Source organism: Acidovorax sp. Leaf73, from assembly GCF_916855635.1.
Taxonomy (GTDB): Bacteria; Pseudomonadota; Gammaproteobacteria; order Burkholderiales; family Burkholderiaceae_C; genus Acidovorax; species Acidovorax facilis.
Genome location: NZ_CAKASI010000001.1, coordinates 632,831 through 657,135, shown reverse-complemented (window position 1 = coordinate 657,135; position 24,305 = coordinate 632,831). Strand labels below are relative to the sequence as shown.

Genomic DNA, 24,305 nt, shown 5'->3' with positions numbered 1-24,305 from the left:
TGCAACCCCAGCGGATCTGCCCGCGAGCGCATGAGTCCCTCCCATAATGCGCGGGTGCCATCCACCCCATTCCCCGCCACCATGGAGGACTCCGACGAAGCGCTGATGTTGCGCTACGCCGCAGGAGACCTCGGCGCGTTCGATGTACTGTATGGGCGGCACGAACTGGCGGTGTGGCGGTTTGTGTTTCGCAGCGTCAAGGTGCAGGCCGTGGCCGATGACCTGCTGCAGGACGTGTGGTTTGCCGTGGCGCGCAATGCTGCCCGCTACGAGGTGAAAGCCAAGTTCCGCACCTGGCTGTTCACCCTGGCGCACCACCGGCTGGTGGACCACCTGCGCACCGCCAGGCACCACACCAGCCTGGATGCGAGCGACGACGATGCGCGCAGGCTGGCCGACACGCTGGTGGCCGACTCGGGCTTTGGGCCCGTGCGGCAACTACAGTCGCGCGAACAAGCGGCCGCGCTGATTGCGGCGGTGGAACAGTTGCCGCTGGAGCAGCGCGAGGCCTTCCTGCTGCAGGCCGAAGGCGACCTGGGCGTGCAGGAGATTGCCGAGGCCACCGGCGTGAATTTCGAAACCGCCAAGAGCCGCCTGCGCTACGCGCGGGCCAGCCTGCGCCAGCACCTCAAGGAGTTTGTATGAACCTGCAGGACGACGAGCTGGTCCGGCGCTACCACGAAGCCAGCGCGCAGGAAGGCGCCCGCCCCGGCGCGCATGTGCGCGAGGCCGTGCGCGCGCATGCACAGATGGTGGCGGCCGCCCACACTGGAGGCCCCGCTCCAACGCCTGAAGCCCCCGCCGCCAACCAGGCACGCTGGAAGATCTCGGCCCTGGCCACCGTGGCCGTGGTGGGCCTGACCGGTTTGCTGATGCTGCAGTTCGAACGCGGCACGCCCGAGGAGCGGGACACCGCATTCAGCCACCGCCGGGCCGAGGCGCCCGCACCTGCAGCCCAAACCGCCCCCGCACCCAAGCCCCTGCCAGAGGCCCTCTCCGCGCCTCCGTCGGCCACATTGCCAGCCCCCCCCGACAGCGCACAGGAGCAGGAGCGCGCCCGCAACACCACCAGCCCGGCCACGGGGGCCGTGGCTCCCAAGTCCACCACGGCACCTTCGCCTGCGCACGCACCGACCCCCGCGCAGCCCTTAGCCAAGACCGCGCCAGCACCAACCCCGGCACCAACTCCAGCACCTGCCACGGCTGTGGCCCCAGCCCCCGCGTCTGCCTCCACAGCAGCCGCAGAAACTGAAACCCTGCACGCCCCCCGCGCAGCCGGAGCCATGTCTGGGTTCCCCGCATCGCCCTCCCCGGTCGCCGCCCCCAACGCCGAGAGGCGCGAGCACGCGGCAACAGCTCCCACAAAACAGCCCCCACCACCAGCCGCGCCCGAGCCCCAGGCAGCGGCCGCTGCTGCAGCCCCGGCCGCCCGCAGCCCGCTGGCCGACTCTGCGGCCCGCGACAGCAACGGAGCAGCCAACGCCTCCATGCAAAAACGCCTCGGGGCATCGTTGCCAGGCAACGTGTGGGACGCTGCCCGTGCGGGCAACCCTCAGCAGATAGAAAGCCTCGTCCGCCAGGGCACGCCTGTGGACGCCCGCGACAACGAGGGCAGAACCGCCTTGATGCTGGCAGCGATGAACGGCCACACCACCACCGCCCAGAAGCTCCTGGCCCTGGGCGCCAACCCCCGGCTGGTGGACCGCGAGGGCCTGAATGCGGCGCAGTGGGCTGCGCAGCGGGGGCATACGCGCCTGGCCGAGTTGCTGGAGGCGGTGCGCTGAGGGCGGCGGAGATGGACTCAGCCCGAACGGTCTTCTGATTGATCAGCCGCGCATCGGCATCAGAACCGCACGGCCTCAAACGCAGGATGCAGCGCGTCGATCCAGTGGTCCAGCTCGTCCTGCGTTACGTGCAGGTGGTCCATGCAGGCCTGCCCATGCTGCTGCCATTTGCGCGTGGGCGGAAGGTTGTCATGCTGGTTGACCAGAAACTCGGCCAGCAGGCCCAGGGCCACCAAGTGGCGTACGGTAGGGTCAAACCGCTCGTCATCGAGGCAGGCAAAGTCGTGGTGCAGCCAGATGGCTTGCGCTACGTCGCCTGGCAGGTGCCAGGTGCGCGCGACGATGGCGCCCATCACGGCGTGGTCGGTGCGGTGGCTGGCGTTTTCGGTCTGGGTGAAGGTGCGGTCCTTGCGCGCCAGGGCCTCGGTCACGGTGCCAGCATAGCCGCGCACCGCCTTCACCAACACCGGCATGCCCACATGGCAGAACAGACCGAAGCTGTAGCCCAGGCCCGGGTCAAAGCTGTAGAGCTGGTGGCCGATGTGTTCGCAGGCGATGGCGCGGCGCTGCGAGCTTTCCCAGAAATGCTCCAGCAGCGGCGACCGCACCTGCAGCGCGTTGCGCGTGATGAAGGCCGCTAGCAACTGCACCGCTGGCTGCAGCCCCAACACCGTGAGCGCCATGCCCACGGTCTGCACCGGCTGGGCCAGGCCATACAGCGGGCTGTTGGCCAGCCGCATGACGGCAGCGGCCAGGGCCACGTCGGAGGACGCCAATTGTTCCAGGGCCGCCGAATCCAGCTCGGGCTCGGCCATGATCTGCTGCAGGCGCAGCAACGATTCGGGGCACGGCGGAACCACGATGGCCCGCACGGCGGGGTGCACACGGGCCTGCCGGATGTCTTGGTCGATGGGGTGTGGAGCAGTCACAAAAAATCCCCGGGCCGCCGCGTGTGCTGAACACAGGGACGGGGGCAGCCCGCACAGTTGCAATTCGTTGCATTGTGGGGCCAAAAAGCGTGCCGCCCATTGAACCCGTGTACAAGCGCAGTCTTTGCGCTCAGCAACTCAGATATTCGCGCCGTCGAGCCCCTGCAGGGCCTGCCGCGTGCTCAGGCTGCTGCGCCCGGGCATGGCCTCGCCCAGGTAGTCCAGAAACCGCCGCACGGCGGGCGACAGCCCACGGCGCGAGGGGAACACCGCATGCACGATGGCGGGCGCGGGCGCCCAGTCAGGCAGCACCCGCACCAGCTTGCGCTCGCGCATTTCTTCCTGGCACATGTAGTCGGGCATCCAGCACACGCCGGTGCCCGCCACGGCGGCGTATTTGAGTGTGAGCAGGTCATCGGCCACATAGCGCGGCGTGTGCTGCACCATCTGGTGCACGCCGCCAGGGCCGATGAGATTCCAGATGGACCGGCCCTCGGGTGCCGACATGGCAATGCTGTCAAGCTTGGCCAGATCGTCCAGCGTCTTTGGCGTGCCCTGGCGGATCAGCAGCTCGGGGCTGGCCACCAGGATCTGCGTGGTGTGGTCCAGCCGCTTGACGACCATGCTGCCGCTGTCGTCCACCGAGGGGCGCACGCGCAGCGCCACGTCGATGCCCTCCTCCACCAGGTTCACCGCACGGTTGCTCACCAGCATGTCGATACGCACCTCGGGGTACTGGGCGAGAAACCGGGGCATCAGCTCGGCCACCACGGTCTGCGCCAGCGTCACCGGGCAACTCACGCGGATGGTGCCGCGCGGTGTGGTCTGCACCTGGGCCACAGTGTCGGCCGCAGCCTGGGCCGACTCGCGCATGGCCTGGCAATGGCGCAAGTAGGCCTCGCCCACTTCGGTTAGCGACAGCTTGCGGGTGGTGCGTTGCAGCAGACGCACACCCAGCTGCGTCTCCAGGTCGGACACGCGCCGCGACAGGCGCGACTTGGGGATGCCGAGGGCGCGGCCGGCAGCGGCAAAGCCACCGCGCTCCACCACTTCGGCGAAATACAGCATGTCATTGAGGTCTTGCATGGTGGAAGTGCGGGTTGTAGCCGCGCGCGATTCATTCGATGGATGGAACAATCTATCTCAAATTAACCACCTTATCAACAAATGGATGAACAACCACAATTCATCCCATGGCCACACGCTGTGGCTCCATCCACAGAACCCCAAGGAGTTTTTCATGCAACTGCTTCACGTTGATTCCGCCATCACCGGTGCCAACTCCGTTTCGCGACAGCTCACGGCACAGATCGTGGCCGCCTACAAAGCCAGCCATCCAGCCACCGAGGTGACCTACCTCGATCTGGTAGCCAATACCCCCGCACACTTCACCATGGACGCAATGACTCCGCGCACTGGCCAGACCGAAGGCTTGAGCGAAGCGCAAAAGCGCGAGAACGCGGTGTCCGAGCAACTGGTCAGCCAGTTTCTGGCAGCCGACGTGGTGGTGATTGGCGCACCGCTGTACAACTTCAGCATTCCCACCCAGCTCAAGGCTTGGATCGACCGGCTTGCCCAACCCGGCCGCACGTTCCAGTACACCGCCAACGGGCCCGAAGGCCTGGCCAAAGGCAAGACTGTGATCGTGGCCTCCACCCGGGGTGGCGTGTATTCCACCAGCGAAGGCGGCCAGGCCATGGAGCACCAGGAAAGCTACTTGAAGGTGGTGTTCGGCTTCTTCGGCATCACCGACGTGCGGTTTGTGCGCGCTGAAGGCGTGGCCATGGGCCCTGATGCCAAGGCCGCAGCCCTGGCTTCCGCCGAAGTGGAAATCACCAACCACACCGGCGCCGCAGCCAACCAGGCCAGCGTAGCGCAAGCGGCCTGAACGGCAACTGCAGGGCCCTGGGGACCCTCTGCACGAATCACCGCACCGTGTGCATCTGCGGATTCGGGTGGTCTGCGGTGTTGCAAAACCTCGCAATAGCTACAGCTATTGCTGCGTTTTGCGCCTGGCAGCCCCTCCCGATCCGCAGCGCACACTTACCGCTCGATTCGTGCAGAGGATCCCTAGTGTCCTGAGTTGGAAATTCATTACATCAACGAACTTCCAACTCAGGACACCAGGCCCCGCCAACATTGACAAACCCGGCTCCCTGCCGGGTTTTGTTTTTATGTTGAAAAGTGACTCCATCGCTTATTAGATAAGCACTAATAGCTATAAATTAAATAGCAAATCCGCATTCAGACGATTGTGCGGCTTGTCGACTGCCGCTGCAGCCACTGCCGGGCCAGTTGCTCCGGCGGCAGCGCCGGGGCAAACAGCCAGCCCTGAAAACGCTCGCAGCCCATCTTGATCAAAAGCTGCAGCTGCTCCTCGGTCTCCACCCCTTCTGCCACCACCGAAAGGCCCAGCGTGCGAGCCAGCGCATTGATGGTGGCGCAGATCTCGCGGTCGTTCACATCCACCACGATGTCGCGCACAAACACCTTGTCGATCTTCAGCTCACCCACTGGCAGGCGCTTGAGCTTGATGAGCGACGAGTGCCCGGTGCCAAAGTCGTCGATCGACAGCGCAAAACCCGCGTTTTTCAGGTCGAGCGCAATGGCGTAGAGCGACTCGTCCAGCAACTGCGACTCGGTGATCTCCAGCACCAGGTCCGCAGGCGCCACCCCCGCGCGCTGGGTGACTCCCAGCAAGGTTTGGGTGAACCCTGGTTCGCGCAGCTGGATGGTGGAGACATTGACCGACACCACCGGCACCTGCCAGCCCTCGGCGCGCCACTGCGCCACCTGGCGGCAGGCGGTGTCGAACACCCACAGGCCCATCGGCACGATGAGCCCGCTCTCCTCGGCCAGCGGAATGAACTCGTCCGGCGGTACCGCCTTGCCGTCTAACGACCAGCGCAGCAGCGCCTCGGCGCCCACCGTATGGCGCTGCTGGTTGAGCTGGGGCTGGTACACCAGCGTGAACTCGCCACCCTGCAGCGCGCTGTGCAGGCGGCGGCGCAGCTCCAGCCGACTGCGCGTGATCTGCGTGAACTCCTCGATGTAGAAACGGTACGAGCCGCGCCCTGCGCTTTTGGTGGCGTGCAGCGCCGAATGCGCGTGGCGCACCAGCTCCACACTGTTGGCAGAGTCGTCCGGGTACAGGCTGATGCCCAGGCTGGCACCCATGTACTGCGCACCTACCTCCGACAGCTCCCAGGGTCTCCCCAGCCCTTCAACCAGCGATGCGGCCAGTTGCGCCAGCTCGGTGCGCGAGGCGGGGCGCAGCAGCATCACGGTGAACTGGTCATTGGCCAGCCGCGACACCAGGCCCTGCCCTGCCAGCAGCTGGGTGATGCGCTGGGCCACCTCACTCAGCAGCGCATCGCCCACGCGGTGGCCGTAGGTTTCGTTCACGCTCTTGAAGTGGTCCAGGTCAATCAGCAGCAGCGCCACACGGCGGTTGGTGCCCTGCGTGTCGCGCGCGGCCTCGGCCACGGCGCGCTCCAGCGCGTCTTCAAAGTAGCGGCGGTTGGGCAGGCCGGTGAGCGCGTCAAAGTGCGCCACCCGGTACAGCTGCTCTTCGTTGCGCAGCACGGCGGCCTCGGCCGTGCGCAGTCGGTTGAGCAGGCTGACCACAATGGTCTGGCGCAGTGCGGCCAGCAGCAGCACCAGCAGGCAGCACACCAAGATGAGCGCCTGCACACCGGCACGCCCGTCGGGCGCGACAAACAGCAGCACCAGGGTGATGGCCGCCAGCGTCATCGACACCAGCGGCACATAGTTCATGGCCCGGTCACACTGGCGGCGGTAGTCGGCATCCACCGACATCTCAAAGCGCAGCCAGCGCGCGCCCCAACCCAGGGCGAGCGCCGAGAGGCTGAAGCTGGCGTTGAACCAGACACCCGGCTCCACCGTGCTGCTGATCACCATCAGGTTCCACTGCATCCAGCTCAGGCCATAGCCCAGCAGGCCCATCAAGACCAGCAGGTGCGAGCGCGCCACCCGCACCCCCACGGTAGGAATGGCCAGCGCCGTGACTCCCGCCGCCGTGAGGAACCCTGCCGGGTACAGCACCAGTACCGTACCCACCGCCGCCGACCCCACCCCGCCCGAGGGCAGATAGATCACCAGGGTGAAGGCCAGCAGCGCCAGCACGGCACCGCCAAAGTCCAGCGCCGCCGGGTAGGCGCGGTCACGCGAGAGGCGGGCAAACGTGGCGCGGATGACGGTGGCCGCCCACAGCGGGCCCCCGGCCAGAAAGAACAGGTCGGCAGGCGCGGGGAACGGGTTCCAGTCCAGCGCCACCTGCACGTTCCACACCATCTGCCCCACAGCCACCAGCAGGGCAAAGGCCAGCAGACCGGCGTGCAGCGCGCGGTCGGTAGGCGGCGCCTGCACCCAGCCGCGCCAGGCCCAGAAGGCCGACAGCCCAAACGCCAGCGTCCACGAGGCGTTGTCCAGAAACACCCGCACGCTGACGTCCGGCACCCACAGCGACGCGGCGAACAACAGCGTGGCTGCGCTCAACCAGACCGCTGAGAGGATTCGTTCCGCGAAGGACATGGGTGGGGGGCCGTGGTGGAAGGGGTGTGCTGGGCGTAATTGCTACAGAACGTTAACCCTCCCATTGTGGACGCAAGCGTGGCCCGCCTGTTTCCCCTCAAAGCAGCCGGGGCACTGGGCCGGCCAATAGCTACCAAAAAAATAGCATCCAGCGCCTGCTGGACAAGCGCTGGATGCCAATGGAATCTGAATATTTGCCGTTCTTCGACAGCGCTTTTGGGCTCCCGCTCCCCTCGCGGGAGAAAGTCAAACCAGGGCACCGCAGCGCCCACCCATCACAGGGTGCGCTCAGCGTGAAGCCTTAAAACCCTGGCAGCACCGAGCCCTTGAACTCGGTCTGGATGAACTTCTTCACTTCTTCCGAGTGGTAGGCCTTCACCAGCTTGGCCACCCAGGGCTTGTCCTTGTCGGCTTCGCGCACGGCGATCAGGTTGACGTAGGGGCTCTTGGCGTTTTCTTGCGCAATCGCGTCCTTGCCAGGGTTCAGGCCAGCCGACAGCGCAAAGTTGGTGTTGATGGCCGAGGCGTCCAGGTCGTCCAGCGAGCGCGGCAGCTGGGCAGCGTCGAGTTCCACGAACTTGAGCTTCTTGGGGTTGCTCACCACGTCCAGCGGCGTGGCCTTCAGGCCCGCGCCGTCACGCAGCTTGATCAGGCCCTTGTCCTGCAGCACCAGCAGCACGCGGCCACCGTTGGTGGGATCGTTGGGGATGCCGAACTTGGCGCCTTCCTTCAGGTCTTCCAGCTTCTTGACCTTCTTGGAATACAGGCCGATGGGGAAGTTGACGGTGTAGCCCACCGACACCAGCTTGTAGCCACGGTCTGCCACCTGCGCATCGAGGTAAGGCTTGTGCTGGTAGCTGTTGGCATCCAGGTCGCCCGCCGACAGCGCGGCGTTGGGCTGCACGTAGTCGCTGAACTCGACGATCTGGATCTTCAGGCCGTCCTTCTCGGCAACCTTCTTCACCTGCTCGAAGATCTGGGCGTGGGGGCCGCCGGTCACGCCCACCTTGATGGGCTTGTCCTGGGCCATGGCGCCGGACGAGAAAGCGGCAGCAGCGGCCAGAGCCAGGGCGGATTGCAGGAGAAGGCGCTTGTTGTTGTTCACAGGGAAAACCTTTCGTTGAGAGATGGTTCGCATCCTAGGGTTTTCCCGATAAAACTGGAACAACTAAGTTTTCATTTCATTACAACCCAATCACATATAAAAAAACAGGCGCCCTGCACTTTGAAAAGGCGCGCGCGCCCTCAGCGCCACCGCGCAAGGGCCGCCCCGCCGCGCTGGTGGCGTCCCCCTTTGGGGGAAGGCGCGCAGCGCCTCAGGGGGTCACACTCTGAGCGCCACGTTGTTCAGCTTGTCCAGCCGCTCGGGCCAGGTGCCCTCCACCGTGGCACCCTGCAGCAGGATGCGCGTCCAGGCCACCCAGGCGTCCCACTGCACGCGCTTGTCCCATGCATTGCCCCAGGCGCTGAACAGGTGCAGCGCGCTTTCGGCGGCGGCCTTGGCGTCGTCCTTGCGGCCAGCGGACAGATACAGCTGGGCCAGCACCATCTGCGGCTCGCCCACCCAGGGGTTGTGGCGCACGGCGCTTTCCAGCACGCCGGTGGCCACGTCCAGGTCCACCAGCGGCTGGTCTTGCTGGATGACGGACCAGTACAGCGACGTGGCAGCCGCCTCGTTGGCGGCCGACAGGTACTGCGAGCAGTGCGCAAACACCGGCGGCATGGGAAGCACATCCTTCAGGCCCGGGTGCTGCAGTGCCTTCGCGAGCCCGTTGATCTGGTGCACCATGCGCCCCGACGGCCGCATGGGCCCGGGCCACAGCGATGCGGCCCAGTGCGCCTTCTGGCTGCGGTGCTGCACGTCCGGAAAGCGCGAGAAGATATCGTCCTGCCAGCTGAACCACTGCTCGATGGTGTCGGCCATGCTCACGATGATGAAGGCCGCCACCTCGTAGGGTGTGAGCACGTGGTCCTGCCCGTCTTTTTGTAGCACCAGGCTGCCGTCCGCCTCCAGTGCATGGGCCAGCACCTTTTGCACAAACTGTGTGCGCGACTGGGTACAGAACAAATACACCAGGTGCTCGGCCGACTCGCCCGCAATCTCGCGCACCCGGGCGCGCTCCTTGGCGGGGTCGAACTTCACCAGGTCCACAAAGGCATTGCCATACACGCTGTGCAGCAGCCCCAGCAGGCGCACATCGCGCGGCTGCTGCCACACCGTCAGCGTGCGCGTCACGCCCACCAGGTGGTGGCGAAACGTGCCCGCCTTGTGCCAGTCCTGCCCCACATTGCGCGCGAGCACCGTGGGCAGCACGGGCGCCAGCTCAGGGTCGCGGGTCAGCCACTCTTCGTCCAGCAGCGGCAATGCGCGGGCAAACAGGGCAGGGTCCAGAGGGTGAAGCGGCAAGGTCATGGTGTTGTGTCTCCGGCGTTGATCGTGCAGGTAATGCAATGTACACACAGTATCTGTCCACACGGCGGGTGTGCAAGCACCGGGGCGACCCGGCCCTCACACCCAGCACGCGCCTGCACGACGGCTCGGTCAGCCCCACTGCGTGCTGCGGGCTTTCAGGCTCAGAGGCTGAGAGTTTTTAAGCCGGGCCGAAAGGCGCGCAAATACGCCTCGGATCTAGGCGCAAAGCACAGCCATAGCTCAGGCTATGGCGAGCATTTGTAACGACGAGCCGGGGCGTATTGGCGTGCAAGGCGGGCATGGATGAAGGACTCTCAGCCTCTCAGACCAGCCTTACTTCAAAGTACGCGCCCTCGCCTTCCCCCAAATCCCGGAACCCGGCCTGCCGGGCTGCCACGCTGGCCTTGCCCCAGGCCTTGAGCAAAGTGAGATCGCCAGGGGACACCACCTCGGGGGGCGACTCCTCCAGGCTCTGCATGGTGTCCAGCGCAGCCGCTACCTGTTCAGGGCCGCCAAGCTGCTTTTCCAGGGCCCTGGCGTACCGGGTTTCTGCGGCAATGCGCTCTTTGGGCGGAAGCTCCTCGGGATAGTCGCGGAGGTTGACGACGAAAGTGGATTCGATGACTTGCATGGCACTGCTACTCCTGTGGTTTGATGCTGTATGAATATACAGTTTTTTCCAGCAGAATTCGAGCCCTGAAAGATCACCCGGGAGCGCGGGATGATGGAAGGATTGTTCTCAATACTGGAACAGTTAGTTCGCGACCAGGTAGTTTTTCCGTGAACACCATCGGCGTACAGTTCATCCCATCGATGAGCCGAACCCGCAAGGCGACTCACCGAACCCGGTTCAGGAATGGTTTTTGACCCGGCTTTTTGAGACGCTTTTTAACCTTCAAGGATTTTCATCATGAACAAGACCGCCCGTTTCCTCTCCGTCGCTGCTGTTGCCGCTTTCGCTTCTTTTGGCGCCCAGGCTGACGAAGCCGACAGCTCGCAATTCGCCCTGAAGTTCGAAACGAACCGCACCCGCGCTGAAGTGGCCGCTGAAGCCGCAACCGTCGCCCAGACCCGCAGCCAGGAACCTGCTGGTTCGCGTGTGGTGACCTACACCTCCACCGCTGACCGCGCTGCCGTGCGTGCCCAGGCTGCCGAAGCCCTGCGCACCGGCCAGATCCCCCACGGCGAATTCAGCGCCATGTAATTGGCAGACCAACTGCTTGAGATTGGTTGAAGCAGTTGCGGGACTTCCCATGGTGGTGGCACATTGCATTTGCGGGTGGCGCTGCCATGGGGAGTGTTAACTGAACCGCAGGGGCGGGCAGGCAGATCGGGCTCCCTTTGGGAGCCCTTTTTGTTGGCGCACGCGGCGCCGACTGGCTACATGGCACTTACCGAGCTTGCCTAGCGCCTGCCGTAATGGACCGTCCCTCAAGGCGCCGCAAGAGCCCCTGCAACGTCGCTTACAGCGACGGGTCGATCAATACCTTGGCCCCAGTATTGCGCGGGCCGTAGAACGCAATGGACTCGGCACTCAGCGCGCCTGCCAGCGACACGGTGCGCGCGTAGTGGCTGGCAAACGTGGTCTTCAGCTCGGCCGCCACGCGCTGGCGCAGCGCCTGGGTGGCCTCTTCGCCAATCTTCTGCAGAAACGGGAACAGCAGCCATCCCCCCATGCCCCAGGCCATGCCAAAGGTGCGGTGCACTTCGGTCGGGCGCGTGTCCAGGTGGCCGTACAAATAAACCTGCTTGTGCACGGCCGAGCCGTAGCGGCTGTATTCCTTGGCCTTGCGGTTGATGGCCGCCTCCATGCACTGCAGGATCTGCCCCGCCAGCGTGCCGCCGCCCGTGGCATCAAACGCAATGGTGGCGCCAGTGGCGGCCAGCGCGTCGGTCAGCTCGGCCATGAAATCGGGCGCACTGCTGTCGCACACGTACTGGGCACCCAGTTCGCGCAACAGTTCCGCTTGCTCGGGCTTGCGCACGATGTTGACCAGGCCGACACCATCCTTCTGGCAAATCTTGAGCAGCATCTGGCCCAGGTTGCTGGCCGCAGCGGTGTGCACCAGCGCGGTGTGGCCTTCGCGCTTCATGGTTTCGACCATGCTCAGCGCAGTCAGCGGGTTGACAAAACACGACGCGCCCTCAGCCGCCGTGGTGCCGGGCGGCAGCGGCAGACACTGCGCTGCAGGCATGGCGCGGTACTGCGAATACATGGCGCCACCAATCACTGCCACCGTGCGGCCCAGCAGCGCCTGCGCAGCGGGCGATGCACCCGCAGCCACCACCAGACCGGCGCCCTCGTTGCCCACGGGCATGCTCTGGCCCAGGCGTGCCGCCATGCCGGGCATGGCGCGCTCGGGGATGCGAGCCGTGGCCACCGGCCGCTCGGCCGTGCCCGCGACCTGCACGGTGGACAGATCAGCCGGGCCCAGCAGCAGGCCAATGTCCGATGGGTTGATGGGCGTGGCCTGTACCTGAATCAACACTTCGTCAGGCCCTGGCGTGGGCACGGGTGTCGGCTCCAGGCTGATCTGCAAGGTGCCATTGGCTTGTACAAGCGAGCGCAGCTGCAGCGCGGTGGTAGGGATGGATGGGTTCATGGAAGACTCGCAGTGGGATGATGGAAATGGAGCCGCGCACATGAAGCGGCGCGACGTGGGGGGAGGCTGGGGTGCCAGCAGGTCACAGCCTCTCCACCTGCCGCGCCATTTTTCACCAGGACGCCGGGTTTTGCTGTCCCCTGGGTTTTGCACCCCACATCGCCGTCAGTTTGCTGGCGCGCAATGCACGCGTTCACCCCATCTCCTTCAACCTTCAACCACCGGCAACAGCACAGCCCTCGGCCCTGCCAGAGCGCCAGGTCAGCAAGACCAGCAACGCGGCCACCAGCAACAAAACAGCGCTGACGACAAAGGTGCTCTGGTATCCGCTGCGGTCAAACAGCAGGCCCCCCACCGTGGAGCCCAGGCCGATAGCCAGTTGGACCACCGCCACCATGAGACCGCCTCCGGCTTCAGCGTCTTTCGGCATCGACCGGGCGACCCATGTCCACCAGCCCACCGGTGCTGCCGTGGCCGCCATGCCCCATACACCCAGCAAGGCCGTGACAGCGGTGAGCTGGTCTCCCAGACAGATCAGCGCGATGGCGATGAGCGCCATCAAGACGGGTGCCATGAACAGCGTTGGGTAAAAGCCTCTGGCCAGCGCCGCGCCGACGAGTGTGGTGCCCACAAAGCCCGCCACCCCGATCACCAGCAGGATGAACGACAAGGTGAACCCACCCACATGCGTGACGGTTTCCAGAAATGGACGCAGGTAGGTAAACAGCACAAACTGTCCCATGAAAAAGCAGCCTACTGCCAGCATGCCCACAGCAATCATCCGGCGCCGGAGCAGACTGAAAACAAGGCCAGAGGCCCCAGAGCGCCGAGGCCCGGCAGGCATTGGCGGCAGGCTCACCCACTGCCAGATGAAGGCCAGCAGCGCCACCGGCACCAGGCAGAAGAAAGCCCCACGCCAGCCAATCACGGCCCCCAGATAGCTGCCGAGCGGCGCCGCCACCACCGTGGCCAGCGCGTTGCCACCATTGAAGATGGCGAGGGCCCGTGGCACCTGCTGCGCGGGCACCAGCCGCATGGCCGTGGCGGCCGACATCGACCAGAAGCCTCCCACCACCACCCCAATGAGCGCGCGCCCCACCATGTACACCGCGTAGTTCGGCGCCAGTGCAATGACCGCGCCAGATAAGCACATCAGCGCCGTAAGGCCCAGAAGCAGGGTCTTTCGGTCCATCCTGCCTGCCAGCGCTGCAATGCTCAGGCTGGTGAGCACGGCCAAGGCGCCCGATACCGCAATGCCCTGCCCGGCCCAACCCTCACTGACACCCAGGTCTGCGGCCATGGGTGTGAGCAGGCTGACTGGCATGAACTCCGACGCGATCAGCGCAAACACGCAGAGCGTCATCGCAAAAACGCCGCTCCAGCGCGCGGGCTGCGCCGCCGCCCCGTCTTCACCGCCTGTGTGGTGCGGCGGGGCGTCGCAAACCTGGGTGGTCATTGCTTAAGCCAGGTGTTTGCCAAAGAACGCCGTCAACTTGCCCCATGGGATCAGGTTCACACGGTCATACAGATCCACATGGCCCGCACCGGGGACGATGTGCAGCTCCTTCGGCTCGGCAGCGCGCTTGAAGGCGTCTTCGCTGAACTCCTTGGAATGCGCCTGGTCACCCGTGATGAAGAGCATGGGGCGCGGAGAAATCGTCTCGATGTCATTGAACGGGTAGAAGTTCATGAACTTGACGTTGCTGGTCAGCGTGGGGTGGGTGGTGGTTTTGGCTGAGCCGCCCTTGGGCGTGACCTCGCCACGCGGGGTGCGGTAGAAGTCATAGAACTCCCGCTGAATGGGGTGTGTGTCTACCGTCAGCTCGTGCACCGTGCCACCGGTGTACTGGATAGCCCCGCCGGTGAATTCCACGTAGCGCTGCTCGGCAGCGGCGGCAATGATCTGCTTGCGCTGCTCCACAGTCTGCGAGTGGTTCAGCGCATCACGGTTGGCAGCACCCATGTCGTACATGCTGACGGTGGCGATGGCCTTCATGCGCGGGTCGATCTTGGCGGCGCTGATGACAAAGCTGCCGCTACCGCACACGCCAATGGCCCCAATGCGCTCGCGGTCCACCATCGCCTGCGTGCCCAGAAAATCCACCGCTGCGCTGAAAGCCTCGGCATAGATGTCTGGCGCCACCGCGTTGCGCGGCTGGCCCTCGCTCTCACCCCAGAAAGGCAGGTCCAGCGACAGCGCGACAAAACCCTGCTCTGCCATCTTGGTGGCATACAGGTTGGCGCTTTGTTCCTTGACTGCGCCCATGGGGTGGCCCACCAGAATGGCCGGATTTTTCTTGCTGCGGTCTAGGTTCTTGGGCACAAACAGGTTGCCAGCCACCGCCATGCGGTACTGGTTCTTGAAGGTCACCTTGCGCACGGCCACCTTGTCGCTTTGGTAGAAATTGTCGGCGCCGCTGAGCTTGCCGGGCGCTGGCTGCGGCCCTGCTGCCATCGCACTACCACCCGCGGCAGACAGCCCGCCCCATACCGCCGCACCGAAGCCCGCCCGGATGAGGAAGTCGCGCCGGTCCGAGGTGAGGGGGGCTGTGCCGGGTATTGGGTGCTGCGCGTGGATGGTGGAGAGTGTGTTGTGCATGTTCGTGCTCCTGGGGAGGTAGGAAATTGGGGAAGGACGAGAAATCAAGAAATGAAGGCGGGGGCCGAGGGCGCGCCTTCGTGGGACGCTCCAATGCTTTGTCTGCGCGTCAATCGCAGGCGCGTTCGATACGCACCTTCAAAGGCCCCTGGTGCTGCAACGCGGGCAGGCCCGTGTCCACTCTGCCCAGCCGCACCAGGCCGCGTGCATAGGCGTCATCGCCCACGAAAATCGCCAGATTGCCCCAGGGCGCGTAGTAGTTGAGGTCACCTGTTTTGGGGGTGATGCCCGCCGGTGCCCCATCCACCGACAGCTTGCGCGGCAGGGTGGCGATGCGTTCGATCTCCGCGTAGTTCTGCAACGTCAGCGACAGCGGCAGTTGGGCCACAAAATCGCGCGCTGCGGCGTTGTTGTCCAGGGTGGCGGTGGCAATGGCACCATCGATATGCAGATGAATTTCCATGGGGCCCTGCTGTGCAAAGGTGGTGGCGGGCATCACCCCGGCTGCCAGGGTGAATGCCAAGGCGACACCCACCAGGGCGCGGCGTTGGAAGGGGTGGGTGCTGATGCGTTGTGCCATGGCAAGAAGTTTGCCCAGCATTGCTTGCGCCGACTAGATAATGAATGGCGAATGGGTTTATAAGGCTGGCTAACTAATCAACCCAAAGGATCAGACATGGCGAGACGCAACCTGAACGATCTGCTGGCCTTTGTCACCGTGGCGCGCGAGGGCAGCTTCACCCGGGCCGCAGCCACTCTGGGCGTCACGCAGTCCGCGCTGAGCCAGACCATCCGTGGCCTTGAAGAGCGCCTGCAGATCCGGCTGCTCACACGCACCACGCGCAGCGTCTCGCCCACACCAGCGGGCGAACGCCTGATGCAAGCCATCGGTCACCGCTTTGACGAGATTGAGGCCGAGCTGGATGCGCTGACCGCACTGCGCGACAAACCCGCAGGCACTGTGCGCATCACCTGCGGCGACCACGTCATGCACACCACGCTGCTGCCCAAGCTCATGCCGCTGTTGCACGACAACCCCGACATCACGCTGGAGTTCGACATGAACTACGGCTTTCGCGACATCGTGGCCGACCGTTTTGACGCCGGGGTGCGCCTGGGCAACACCATCGACAAGGACATGATTGCCATGCCCATCGGCCCGCCGCTTCGCATGGCCGTGGTCGCATCGCCCAGCTACTTTGCCGCCCATCCCATTCCCAAAACCCCGCACGACCTGACGGCGCACCGCTGCATCAACCAGCGCATGCCTACCTCGGGCGGCCTGTACGTGTGGGACTTTGCGCGCAAGGGCAAACAGGTCAACGTGCGGGTAGATGGCCCGCTGATCTTCAACACCGCCCCGCCCCAGGTCGATGCAGCGTTGGCCGGGCTGGGCATTGCGCTGCTGCCCGAGGACGAACTGGCCACCCACATCGAAGACGGCCGCCTGGTGCGGGTGCTGGAAGACTGGTGCCCATCGTTCGCGGGCTACCACCTGTACTACCCCAGTCGGCGCCAGCCATCGCCTGCGTTTTCGCTGGTGCTGCAGGCGTTGCAGCTGCGGTGAAGAGACTGCTTGCAAGCACGCGGGTGGCTAGAGATCACGAGGCTGCGAATACGAACAAGGGTTAGACAGCGGCCTGTTGCGACCCCTTGTCACGTTGGAGCGATTCAGTGCTTGACTTAGAGTGCACTCCAACTTTCAGAATCGTTCCCATGGCATCCCTCCTCACCATTGCCGAAGTCGCCGAACGCACTGGCCTGACCGCGCACACGCTGCGCTACTACGAGCGCGCCGGGCTGATTGCGCCCGTGGCGCGCGCGCCGGGTGGCCAGCGCCGCTATGCGGCTTCGGACATGGAATGGATCGGATTCCTGCTGCGCCTGCGCGAGACCCAGATGCCCATCGGGCAGATGCAGGCCTTCGCGCGGCTGCGCAGCGAAGGGAACACCACCGCCCCCGAACGGCGCGAGCTGCTGGAGCATCACCTTGCTCAGGTGCTTGCAACCATCACCGCCATGCAGCAAGCCGCACAGGCGCTGCAAGCCAAGATCGCGCACTACCGGGATCTGGAGGCTTCCCTTCGCCACACACCCTCGTCACCCCGCCAAGGAAGCACCCATGTCCCCCGAAACCAATCCCCGTTATCTCCAGGGCCTCGCCAAGCTGCGCGAAATCGACGGCCACGCCGGTAAGCACGTCGTCGCCAGCCTGGCCGACATTGCCCCCGATTTCGCCCGCTACCTGATCGAGTTTCCGTTTGGCGATATCTATTCCCGACCCGGACTGGACCTGCGCAGCCGCGAAATTGCAGTGATCGCTGCTTTGACTGCGCTGGGCAACGCCACACCACAGCTCAAGGTGCACTTGCAGGCGGCGCTGAACGTGGGCGTCACCCGCGAGGAGATCGTGGAAGTCCTCATGCAGATGGCTGTTTACGCAGGCTTTCCCGCCGCGCTGAACGGACTGGCCGCTGCCCGCGAAGTGTTTGCGGCGGGCGATGCGGAAACGGTAGCAGCATGAGGTGCCTGAGCCGCTACCGGCTCCGCGCGACGTCTGCGGCTACTTCCCCGGCCCCACAGGCTGCGGCCGTACCAGCCGCACGGGCAGCTTGCTGGCCCGCGCCGCATCGCCCCGCGCCTCGCCGGTGGACAGGTTCACGGCCCAGCCGTTGATCATTGCGGCCTGGCGCCCCCCATCGCCCGCGCGGCCTTGCGCGATGTTGCCGTAGGTGTATGGGTTGACGCTGGGCGCACTCACGTTGCTGGTGGATGACCAGTGCCACTGGCCCGGCGCGGCCGGGAACAGGATGGGGTTGAGGCCCGGGGGAGACAGCGACTTGTCCACCAGCCTCTGCAGTTCCGCCGCGCGGGGAAGGCGCCAACCCACGCCCTCGGCCTTCCAGCGGTCGGTGGCAAGGGTGGTGGCTTCAGCACGGTCCAGCAGCAACGGCTTGCCGGTGCAGGTCTTGCCTGTCCACTGCATACCTTCCACACAACGCGGCCAGGCCAGGCCTGCGCGCACATCAAGTACATAGGCGCCGTCGGCCGACAGAGACCAGTCTTGGACTGCGGTGGAGTCGGTAGCCAGCACCGGCAGGGCTGTGAGGGCGCATGCCAGCGCGGCAAAAAGCTGCGAAAGTGGTTTCATGGGTAAAAGCCTGGTCTGGGCAGGGTAGCGGAAGAAGGCGGGCAAAACGGACTGGGATGGCGACACCCTACCCGCACAGCGACACCAGCGCCACCCCGCAGATCAGGAAACCTGCATTGCGCTTTTACCCAGCTTGCCCGGCTTGGCGGGCACAGCGGCCGGTGCCCCCGACGCTGCCAGCGCCTCGGCCAGAAACCCCACAAACGCCTGCACGCGGGTGGAGAACTGGTGCCGCTGCGGGTACACCGCATAGATGTCAGCCGCCGGGGTCTGGTAGTGCGGCAGCACGGGCTCCAGCAGACCCTGGGCCAGGTGGCGGTTCACGTCCCACTCGGCGCGCATCACGATGCCGTGGCCCTGCAAGGCCCACAACACGGCGATCTCGCCGTCGTTGGTGGTGAGATTGCCGGTGATCTTGATCGACTCGGTGTGCGCCTTGCTGCCGCGCCCGGTGGTCAGGCGCCACAGGCCATAGGCCTCGTCGCCCTGGCGGATGCCGATGCACTGGTGCTCCATCAGGTCGCGCGGCACGCGGGGCCTGCCATGGCGGTCCAGGTAGGCAGGCGCGGCGCACAGCACGCGCCGGTTGGGGGCGATGCGGCGGGCGATCACGCGGCCGTCGGGCGGCTCGCCGAAACGCACGCACACGTCGTAGGCATCGTCGGTGATCGGCGGCGGGTGCACCGACAGCTGCAGCTGCACATCCACCTCGAGGTACTGGCGCACAAAGTCCGAGATCACGGGGGCGATGTGCATGCGGCCAAAGCCCAGCGTGGCGTTCACGCGCAGCAGGCCCTTGGGGCTGGCCTTGGACTGCACGATGAGTTCATCGAGCGCATCGATCTCGCGCAGGATGCGGCGCGCGTGCTCCAGCAGCAGCTCGCCCTCGGGCGTGAGGCTCATGCGGCGCGTGGTGCGGTTGACCAGCACCACACCCAGGCGCTTTTCCATCTGCGTGAGGTGCTTGCTGACCGCCGCCGTGGAGACCCCCATTTCGCGCCCTGCGGCGCTTAGGCTGGGGCTGGCGGCCAGCGCAGAAAAGAAGCCCAGTTCTGCGGGCTGGATGGTGGAACTCATCGAATAGCTCTTAACTGCAGGTTAACGATGGATTCACTTTAGCGGCGTTCTTCAAAGGCGTCCAGGCCTACAGTCCCTCTACCGTTTGGTTTCTCCTGTGTCTCTCTTTCACGCCTGTGCCTTGCTGCACAGGCATTTCCAGACCCTTTTTCACCCAGGCATCTGCATGACCACCTATCAAATCGCCACCATCCCCGGAGACGGCATCGGCAAGGAAGTGATTCCCGCTGGCCAGCGTGTGCTCGAAGCCCTGGCCGCCCGCCACCCCGGCCTGCAATTCGAGTTTGAAAACTTTGGCTGGGGCGGCGACTGGTACCGCGCCCACGGTGTGATGATGCCGGCCGATGGGCTGGATGCCCTGCGCGGCAAAGACGCCATCCTGTTTGGCTCGGCCGGTGACCCGGACATCCCCGACCACATCACGCTGTGGGGCCTGCGCCTCAAGATCTGCCAGGGTTTCGACCAGTACGCCAACGTGCGGCCCACGCGCATCCTGCCGGGCATCGATGCGCCCCTGAAACGCTGCACGCCCAAGGACCTGGACTGGGTCATCGTGCGCGAAAACTCGGAGGGCGAATACTCGGGCGTGGGCGGCCGCGTGCACCAGGGACACCCCATCGAGGCGGCCACCGATGTCTCCATCATGACCCGCGTGGGCGTGGAGCGCATCCTGCGCTTTGCCTTCCGCCTGGCGCAATCGCGTCCCCGCAAGCAGCTCACCGTCATCACCAAGAGCAACGCGCAGCGCCACGCCATGGTGATGTGGGACGAGATTGCCGCGCAGGTGGCGGCCGAGTTCCCCGATGTGAAGTGGGACAAGGAGCTGGTGGACGCCGCCACGGCCCGCATGGTCAACCGCCCCGCCACGCTGGACACCATCGTCGCCACCAACCTGCATGCCGACATCTTGAGCGACCTGGCCGCCGCGCTGGCAGGCAGCCTGGGCATTGCGCCCACCGGCAACATCGACCCTGAGCGCCGCTACCCCAGCATGTTCGAGCCCATTCACGGCTCGGCGTTTGACATCATGGGCAAGGGCCTGGCCAACCCCATTGGCACGTTTTGGTCGGTGGTGATGCTGCTGGAGCACCTGGGCGAGGCCGACGCCGCCCGCGCCGTGATGCAGGCCATCGAACAGGTTACCGCCAACCCGGCCCTGCACACCCGCGACCTGGGCGGCACCGCCACCACGGCGCAGGTGACCGATGCGGTGTGCACGCTGATCAGCGACGCACCGGCCGCGCGCAAAGCCGCCTGATCGCCCCCCACGGCCCGCCAAGGCGGGCTTGTGAAAGCCCGGCGGGCAGACCCACAAGGCCGCACAGGCCACGCACCCGCCGCACCACCATCCTTCAGGAGACAAACCATGCACCGCCCCAACCCCGGCCCCACCCACATTGCGACCCCGCTGCGCCGTCAACACCTGATGGCACTGGCGGCGCTGGCCGCAACCGCCTGCCTGCTGCCTGGCAAAACTGTCCACGCACAGGCCTGGCCCAGCAAACCCGTCACCCTCGTCGTTCCGTTTGCAGCGGGCGGCACCACCGACGTGCTGGCACGGGCGCTGGGCGAAAAGCTCAGCACCGCGCTGGGCCAGCCCGTGATCGTGGAAAACCGGGGCGGCGCGGGCGCCACCATTGGCGCCGACTACGTGGCCAAGGCCGCGCCCGACGGCTACACGCTGCTGATGGGCGCGGTGCACCACACCATTGCCACCAGCGTCTACAAAAAGCTCAGCTACGACTTTCAAAAGAGCTTTTCACCCATCACCACCGTGGCCCTGGTGCCCAACGTGCTGGCCGTGAGCGCCACCACGCCCGCCAAGGATGTGAAGGAACTCGTGGCCCTGATCAAGACCGTGCCCGACAAGTTTTCGTATGGCTCCAACGGTGCGGGCACGGCGCAGCACCTGATCGGCACGCAGTTCTCCACAGCCATAGGCCAGCCTGTGCTGCATGTGCCCTACAAGGGCAGCGGCCCGCTGACCACCGACCTGCTGGGCGGGCAGGTGTCGATGTCGTTCGACACCATCACGCCCGTGCTGCCCCACATCAAGGCGGGCAAGCTGCGCGCGCTGGCGGTGACCACGGCCAAGCGGTCTTCATCGCTGCCGGATGTGCCCACACTGCAGGAGGCCGGTTTTGCGGGCTTTGACATCGGCACCTGGTTTGGCGTGCTGGCCCCGGCACGCACACCCGCCGATGTAGTGGCCCGGCTGAACGCCGAGATGGTCAAGGTGATCCAGTCGCCCGACTTCAAGAAGCGCATGCAGGACATTGGCGCCGAGCCCATTGGCAACACACCCGCGCAGATGGCCGAGCAGATAGCCAGCGACACCACACGCTTTGCCAAGCTGGTGGCCGACCACAAGATCACCACCGACTGAACCGACCGAAACGACTGACTGTGTGCCCGAGGGGCGGGTTGGTATAACCCCAGACATGACGCCCACCACCATCGAGCCCACCGTCCCCGCAGCCCTGATCCGCGCCCTCGAAGAACGCGCCTTCAACGCCTGGCCCGCGCGCCAGACGGTGTTCCACCGGGGCTGGGTGTTCCGGCTGTCGGGCGGTTACACCAAGCGTGCCAATTCGGTCAACGCGCTGCTGCCCGGCGCGCCGTTTGACGGGGTGCGCGAAGCGGCTGCAGTGCTGTACGCACGGCACGGGCTGCCCGCCGTGTTCCGCATCTCGCCCCTGGCCCCGGCCGAGGCCGACCAGGAGCTGGCCGAGGCGGGCTATCAGCATTTCGATCCGTCACTGGTGTTGCACCGGCCGCTGGCCCTGGGTTCGGTCGGCAAGCCCGATGGCAGCACCCATATCAGCACCACGCCCACTGCCGCCTGGCTGGAGGGCTTTGCCGCCGCCAACAGCGTGCCAACGCACCACCGCGCGCTGCACAACAGCATGCTGGACCACATCGCCCACCCTGCCGCATTTGCACTGCAGCACGACGCACAAGGCCAGCCCGTGGGCTTTGGGCTGGCAGTGCTGGAGCGCGGCGCCGTGGGCCTGTACGACCTGGCCGTGGCGCCTGAGCACCGGGGCGGCGGGCGCGGGCGCGCGCTGGTCACAGCCCTGCTGCACTGGGCCGCCGAGGCCGGGGCAGCCAGCGCCTACCTGCAAGTGCGCGCGCAGAACACGCCAGCGCTGGGGCTGTACCAGTCGATGGGGTTCAAGACGGCGTATGGCTACCACTACCGGGTGCCGGGTTAAAGGGGTTTTTCAGGCTCCCTCTCCCACAAGGGGGGAGGGAGTAAAGACCAGCGCCGCTGTTGGCTCAAAGCAAAGGGGCAAAAATATGTATTAAATTGGCCCTTGACGCTTAAATATCAAGCACCGGCAGCTATCTAATCAATAGCAAAAAAATGCAAATCAACGGTGGCTCAACCTGCGCACCGCCCAGTCCCCCAGGCTCTGCACGGCCTGCACAAAGAAGATCAGCACCAGCACCACGACCAGCATGATCTCGGGCAGAAAGCGCTGGTAGCCGTAGCGGATGCCCAGGTCACCCAAACCACCGCCGCCAATCGCGCCGGCCATGGCCGAGTAGCCGGTCAGGCTCACAAACGTGATGGTCAGGCCCGCCACGATGCCGGGCAGCGCCTCGGGCAGCAGCACCTTCCACACGATCTGGCTGGTGGTGGCGCCCATGGCCTGGGCGGCTTCGACCAGGCCGTGGTCCACCTCGCGCAAGGCGGCTTCGACCAGGCGGGCCACAAACGGTGCGGCAGCAATCGTCAAGGGGACCACCGCAGCAGCCGTGCCAATCGACGATCCCGTGATGAAGCGCGTGAAGGGGATGATGGCCACCAGCAGGATGATGAAAGGCGTGGAGCGCACGGCGTTCACCAGCCAGCCCACGAGCTTGTTGACGGGCCCGTTCTGCAGCACGCCGCCGTGGTCCGTGAGGCGCAGGAACACGCCCAGCGGCACGCCGATGAGGCCACCCACGATGCCGGAGATGCCCACCATGATGAGCGTCTCCCACAGCGAAGAGGCAAAGAGGTCCAGCATGGCCGGAGTGAAATGGTCGAACATGGCTTATGGCTCCCTCAGATTTCAATCGTGACTTCTTGCACCGCCACGCCGCCCGCGCGCAGGTGCTCCACCGCACCGCGCACCTGCATGGGCTCGCCGCTGGCGTACACGGCCAGCGAGCCGAAGGTCTCGTCCTGGATATCGTCCACCTGGCCATGCAGGATGCTCATGTCCACACCAAACTCGCGGATCAGCTGCGACAGAATGGGCTGGTAGGCGCTGTCGCCCGAGTACGACAGCCGCAGCAGCCGCCCCGCGTGGCCGGGCGCCGTGGTGGCCAGCTGGCGGGTGAGCTTGCGCACATGGTCAAGCACGCTCGCAGGCAGCTCTTGCGGCAGGATTTCGTCGATCAGGCTCTTGGTGATGGCCTGCTGCGGGCGCGTGAAGACATCGAGCACGCGGCCCTGCTCCACGATACGGCCCGCCTCGATCACGGCCACGCGGTCGGCCACCTGCTTGATGACCTGCATCTGGTGGGTGATGAGCACCACGGTGAGGCCCAGCTCGCGGTTGACCTGGCGCAGCAGGTCGAGGATGGAGCGGGTCGTCTCCGGGTCCAGCGCCGAGGTGGCTTCGTCGCTCAGCAATACCTTGGGGCGGCTCGCCAGCGCGCGCGCAATGCCCACGCGCTGCTTTTGCCCGCCGCTGATCTGCGCGGGGTAGCGGTCGGCCAGGTGGGCCAGGCCCACCAGCTCCAGCAGCGGGTTCACGCGCTCGCGGATCGCTGCCTTGTCCATGCCCGCAAGTTCCAGCGGCAATGCGGCGTTGTCGAACACGGTGCGCGACGACAGCAGGTTGAAGTGCTGGAAGACCATGCCGATCTCGCGCCGGGCCTCGCGCAGTTGCGCGTCGTTCAGCTGTGTCAGGTCACGGCCGCCCACGATGACCTGGCCCGTGGTGGGCCGGTTGAGCAGGTTGATGACGCGCACCAGCGAGCTTTTGCCCGCGCCGCTCTTGCCGATGATGCCGAACACTTCGCCCGGCTGGATGCTGAGGTCGATGCCACGCAGGGCTTCGACGGGGCCTTGTGGGCCCTGGTAGGTTTGGGTGACACCCCGTAAATCGATCATGGAAAGCAGTGCGCGGCAGCGGCCCCACAGTGAGTGGCCGCTGCCGCGCGGGTCTGGAAAAGGATGGGCGACTGTATCGGCGAAT

At 65.5% G+C, this 24,305-nt stretch carries 24 protein-coding genes; 10 read left to right on the top strand and 14 right to left on the bottom strand.

Annotated features, from left to right (window positions below; translation table 11 throughout):
• Nucleotides 1-30 precede the first annotated feature (30 nt).
• Nucleotides 31-645, top strand: a complete 615-nt coding sequence (locus LPA35_RS03170; protein WP_228895002.1) for a sigma-70 family RNA polymerase sigma factor — start codon at nucleotides 31-33, stop codon at nucleotides 643-645.
• Nucleotides 642-1,784 carry an ankyrin repeat domain-containing protein gene (locus tag LPA35_RS26100; RefSeq protein ID WP_304505246.1) on the top strand — a complete coding sequence of 381 codons (1,143 nt, stop codon included), beginning with the start codon at nucleotides 642-644 and terminating at the stop codon, nucleotides 1,782-1,784. The genes LPA35_RS03170 and LPA35_RS26100 overlap by 4 nt, the downstream gene beginning before the upstream one ends.
• A 59-nt stretch (nucleotides 1,785-1,843) precedes the next feature.
• On the opposite strand, the gene LPA35_RS03160 is transcribed toward LPA35_RS26100, so the two are convergent.
• Complete coding sequence (locus LPA35_RS03160) at nucleotides 1,844-2,713, bottom strand: HDOD domain-containing protein (protein WP_228894999.1); 870 nt, start codon at nucleotides 2,711-2,713, stop codon at nucleotides 1,844-1,846.
• A 138-nt stretch (nucleotides 2,714-2,851) separates the two neighbouring features.
• On the bottom strand, nucleotides 2,852-3,799 hold the full coding sequence (locus tag LPA35_RS03155) for a LysR family transcriptional regulator (RefSeq protein ID WP_228894997.1): 948 nt from the start codon (nucleotides 3,797-3,799) through the stop codon (nucleotides 2,852-2,854).
• A gap of 154 nt (nucleotides 3,800-3,953) precedes the next feature.
• Between LPA35_RS03155 and LPA35_RS03150 the strand changes: the two genes are divergently transcribed.
• Complete coding sequence (locus LPA35_RS03150; RefSeq protein ID WP_121419901.1) at nucleotides 3,954-4,601, top strand: FMN-dependent NADH-azoreductase; 648 nt, start codon at nucleotides 3,954-3,956, stop codon at nucleotides 4,599-4,601.
• A 356-nt stretch (nucleotides 4,602-4,957) separates the two neighbouring features.
• Here LPA35_RS03150 and LPA35_RS03145 read toward each other — a convergent pair whose 3' ends face one another.
• From LPA35_RS03145 to LPA35_RS03130, 4 genes are all read right to left on the bottom strand, one after another.
• A complete protein-coding gene (locus LPA35_RS03145; protein WP_228894996.1) occupies nucleotides 4,958-7,267 on the bottom strand; it encodes a bifunctional diguanylate cyclase/phosphodiesterase in 2,310 nt (769 codons plus the stop codon).
• A 301-nt stretch (nucleotides 7,268-7,568) separates the two neighbouring features.
• Complete coding sequence (locus tag LPA35_RS03140) at nucleotides 7,569-8,405, bottom strand: MetQ/NlpA family ABC transporter substrate-binding protein (RefSeq protein WP_228894994.1); 837 nt, start codon at nucleotides 8,403-8,405, stop codon at nucleotides 7,569-7,571.
• A gap of 186 nt (nucleotides 8,406-8,591) precedes the next feature.
• Nucleotides 8,592-9,680: a DUF6817 domain-containing protein gene (locus LPA35_RS03135; protein WP_228894992.1), complete on the bottom strand. Its 1,089-nt coding sequence runs from the start codon at nucleotides 9,678-9,680 to the stop codon at nucleotides 8,592-8,594.
• Between the two features lie 322 nt (nucleotides 9,681-10,002).
• Nucleotides 10,003-10,311, bottom strand: coding sequence for a hypothetical protein (locus LPA35_RS03130; protein WP_055397526.1), 309 nt, complete (start codon nucleotides 10,309-10,311; stop codon nucleotides 10,003-10,005).
• Between the two features lie 279 nt (nucleotides 10,312-10,590).
• Here LPA35_RS03130 and LPA35_RS03125 point away from each other — a divergent pair, with 279 nt between their 5' ends.
• A complete protein-coding gene (locus LPA35_RS03125; RefSeq protein WP_055397528.1) occupies nucleotides 10,591-10,884 on the top strand; it encodes a hypothetical protein in 294 nt (97 codons plus the stop codon).
• Between the two features lie 259 nt (nucleotides 10,885-11,143).
• On the opposite strand, the gene LPA35_RS03120 is transcribed toward LPA35_RS03125, so the two are convergent.
• The 4 genes from LPA35_RS03120 to LPA35_RS03105 form a co-directional block, all read right to left on the bottom strand.
• Nucleotides 11,144-12,283 carry a zinc-binding dehydrogenase gene (locus LPA35_RS03120; protein ID WP_121506619.1) on the bottom strand — a complete coding sequence of 380 codons (1,140 nt, stop codon included), beginning with the start codon at nucleotides 12,281-12,283 and terminating at the stop codon, nucleotides 11,144-11,146.
• A 214-nt stretch (nucleotides 12,284-12,497) separates the two neighbouring features.
• Nucleotides 12,498-13,739, bottom strand: coding sequence for an MFS transporter (locus LPA35_RS03115; RefSeq protein WP_370641336.1), 1,242 nt, complete (start codon nucleotides 13,737-13,739; stop codon nucleotides 12,498-12,500).
• Nucleotides 13,740-13,742: 3 nt separating this feature from the next.
• Complete coding sequence (locus tag LPA35_RS03110; protein ID WP_228895942.1) at nucleotides 13,743-14,738, bottom strand: alpha/beta hydrolase; 996 nt, start codon at nucleotides 14,736-14,738, stop codon at nucleotides 13,743-13,745.
• A 253-nt stretch (nucleotides 14,739-14,991) separates the two neighbouring features.
• Nucleotides 14,992-15,462, bottom strand: coding sequence for a cyclophilin-like fold protein (locus LPA35_RS03105; protein ID WP_228894991.1), 471 nt, complete (start codon nucleotides 15,460-15,462; stop codon nucleotides 14,992-14,994).
• Between the two features lie 96 nt (nucleotides 15,463-15,558).
• On the opposite strand from LPA35_RS03105, the gene LPA35_RS03100 reads away from it, so the two are divergent.
• The 3 genes from LPA35_RS03100 to LPA35_RS03090 all read left to right on the top strand — a co-directional run bounded on the left by LPA35_RS03100 (nucleotide 15,559) and on the right by LPA35_RS03090 (nucleotide 17,406).
• Nucleotides 15,559-16,449: a LysR family transcriptional regulator gene (locus LPA35_RS03100; protein ID WP_228894988.1), complete on the top strand. Its 891-nt coding sequence runs from the start codon at nucleotides 15,559-15,561 to the stop codon at nucleotides 16,447-16,449.
• A 149-nt stretch (nucleotides 16,450-16,598) separates the two neighbouring features.
• Complete coding sequence (locus LPA35_RS03095) at nucleotides 16,599-17,078, top strand: MerR family transcriptional regulator (RefSeq protein WP_055397539.1); 480 nt, start codon at nucleotides 16,599-16,601, stop codon at nucleotides 17,076-17,078.
• Nucleotides 17,005-17,406 (top strand): carboxymuconolactone decarboxylase family protein, encoded by a 402-nt coding sequence (locus tag LPA35_RS03090; RefSeq protein WP_228894987.1) that lies wholly within the window; start codon nucleotides 17,005-17,007, stop codon nucleotides 17,404-17,406. The genes LPA35_RS03095 and LPA35_RS03090 overlap by 74 nt, the downstream gene beginning before the upstream one ends.
• A 39-nt stretch (nucleotides 17,407-17,445) precedes the next feature.
• Here LPA35_RS03090 and LPA35_RS03085 read toward each other — a convergent pair whose 3' ends face one another.
• Nucleotides 17,446-18,033, bottom strand: coding sequence for a DUF1566 domain-containing protein (locus LPA35_RS03085; RefSeq protein ID WP_228894985.1), 588 nt, complete (start codon nucleotides 18,031-18,033; stop codon nucleotides 17,446-17,448).
• Between the two features lie 102 nt (nucleotides 18,034-18,135).
• Nucleotides 18,136-19,110: a LysR substrate-binding domain-containing protein gene (locus LPA35_RS03080; protein ID WP_228894983.1), complete on the bottom strand. Its 975-nt coding sequence runs from the start codon at nucleotides 19,108-19,110 to the stop codon at nucleotides 18,136-18,138.
• A 166-nt stretch (nucleotides 19,111-19,276) separates the two neighbouring features.
• Between LPA35_RS03080 and LPA35_RS03075 the strand changes: the two genes are divergently transcribed.
• The 3 genes from LPA35_RS03075 (at nucleotide 19,277) to LPA35_RS03065 (ending at nucleotide 22,325) form a co-directional block, all read left to right on the top strand.
• On the top strand, nucleotides 19,277-20,368 hold the full coding sequence (locus tag LPA35_RS03075; protein ID WP_228894981.1) for a tartrate dehydrogenase: 1,092 nt from the start codon (nucleotides 19,277-19,279) through the stop codon (nucleotides 20,366-20,368).
• A 108-nt stretch (nucleotides 20,369-20,476) separates the two neighbouring features.
• The gene (locus LPA35_RS03070; RefSeq protein WP_370641335.1) at nucleotides 20,477-21,496 is read left to right on the top strand and encodes a Bug family tripartite tricarboxylate transporter substrate binding protein; all 1,020 of its coding nucleotides are present in this window, start codon (nucleotides 20,477-20,479) and stop codon (nucleotides 21,494-21,496) included.
• Nucleotides 21,497-21,551: 55 nt separating this feature from the next.
• Complete coding sequence (locus LPA35_RS03065; protein ID WP_228894979.1) at nucleotides 21,552-22,325, top strand: N-acetyltransferase; 774 nt, start codon at nucleotides 21,552-21,554, stop codon at nucleotides 22,323-22,325.
• A 159-nt stretch (nucleotides 22,326-22,484) separates the two neighbouring features.
• On the opposite strand, the gene LPA35_RS03060 is transcribed toward LPA35_RS03065, so the two are convergent.
• Complete coding sequence (locus LPA35_RS03060) at nucleotides 22,485-23,150, bottom strand: methionine ABC transporter permease (RefSeq protein ID WP_228894977.1); 666 nt, start codon at nucleotides 23,148-23,150, stop codon at nucleotides 22,485-22,487.
• 14 nt (nucleotides 23,151-23,164) lie between these two features.
• Nucleotides 23,165-24,220, bottom strand: a complete 1,056-nt coding sequence (locus LPA35_RS03055; RefSeq protein WP_142145513.1) for a methionine ABC transporter ATP-binding protein — start codon at nucleotides 24,218-24,220, stop codon at nucleotides 23,165-23,167.
• Nucleotides 24,221-24,305: the final 85 nt, after the last annotated feature.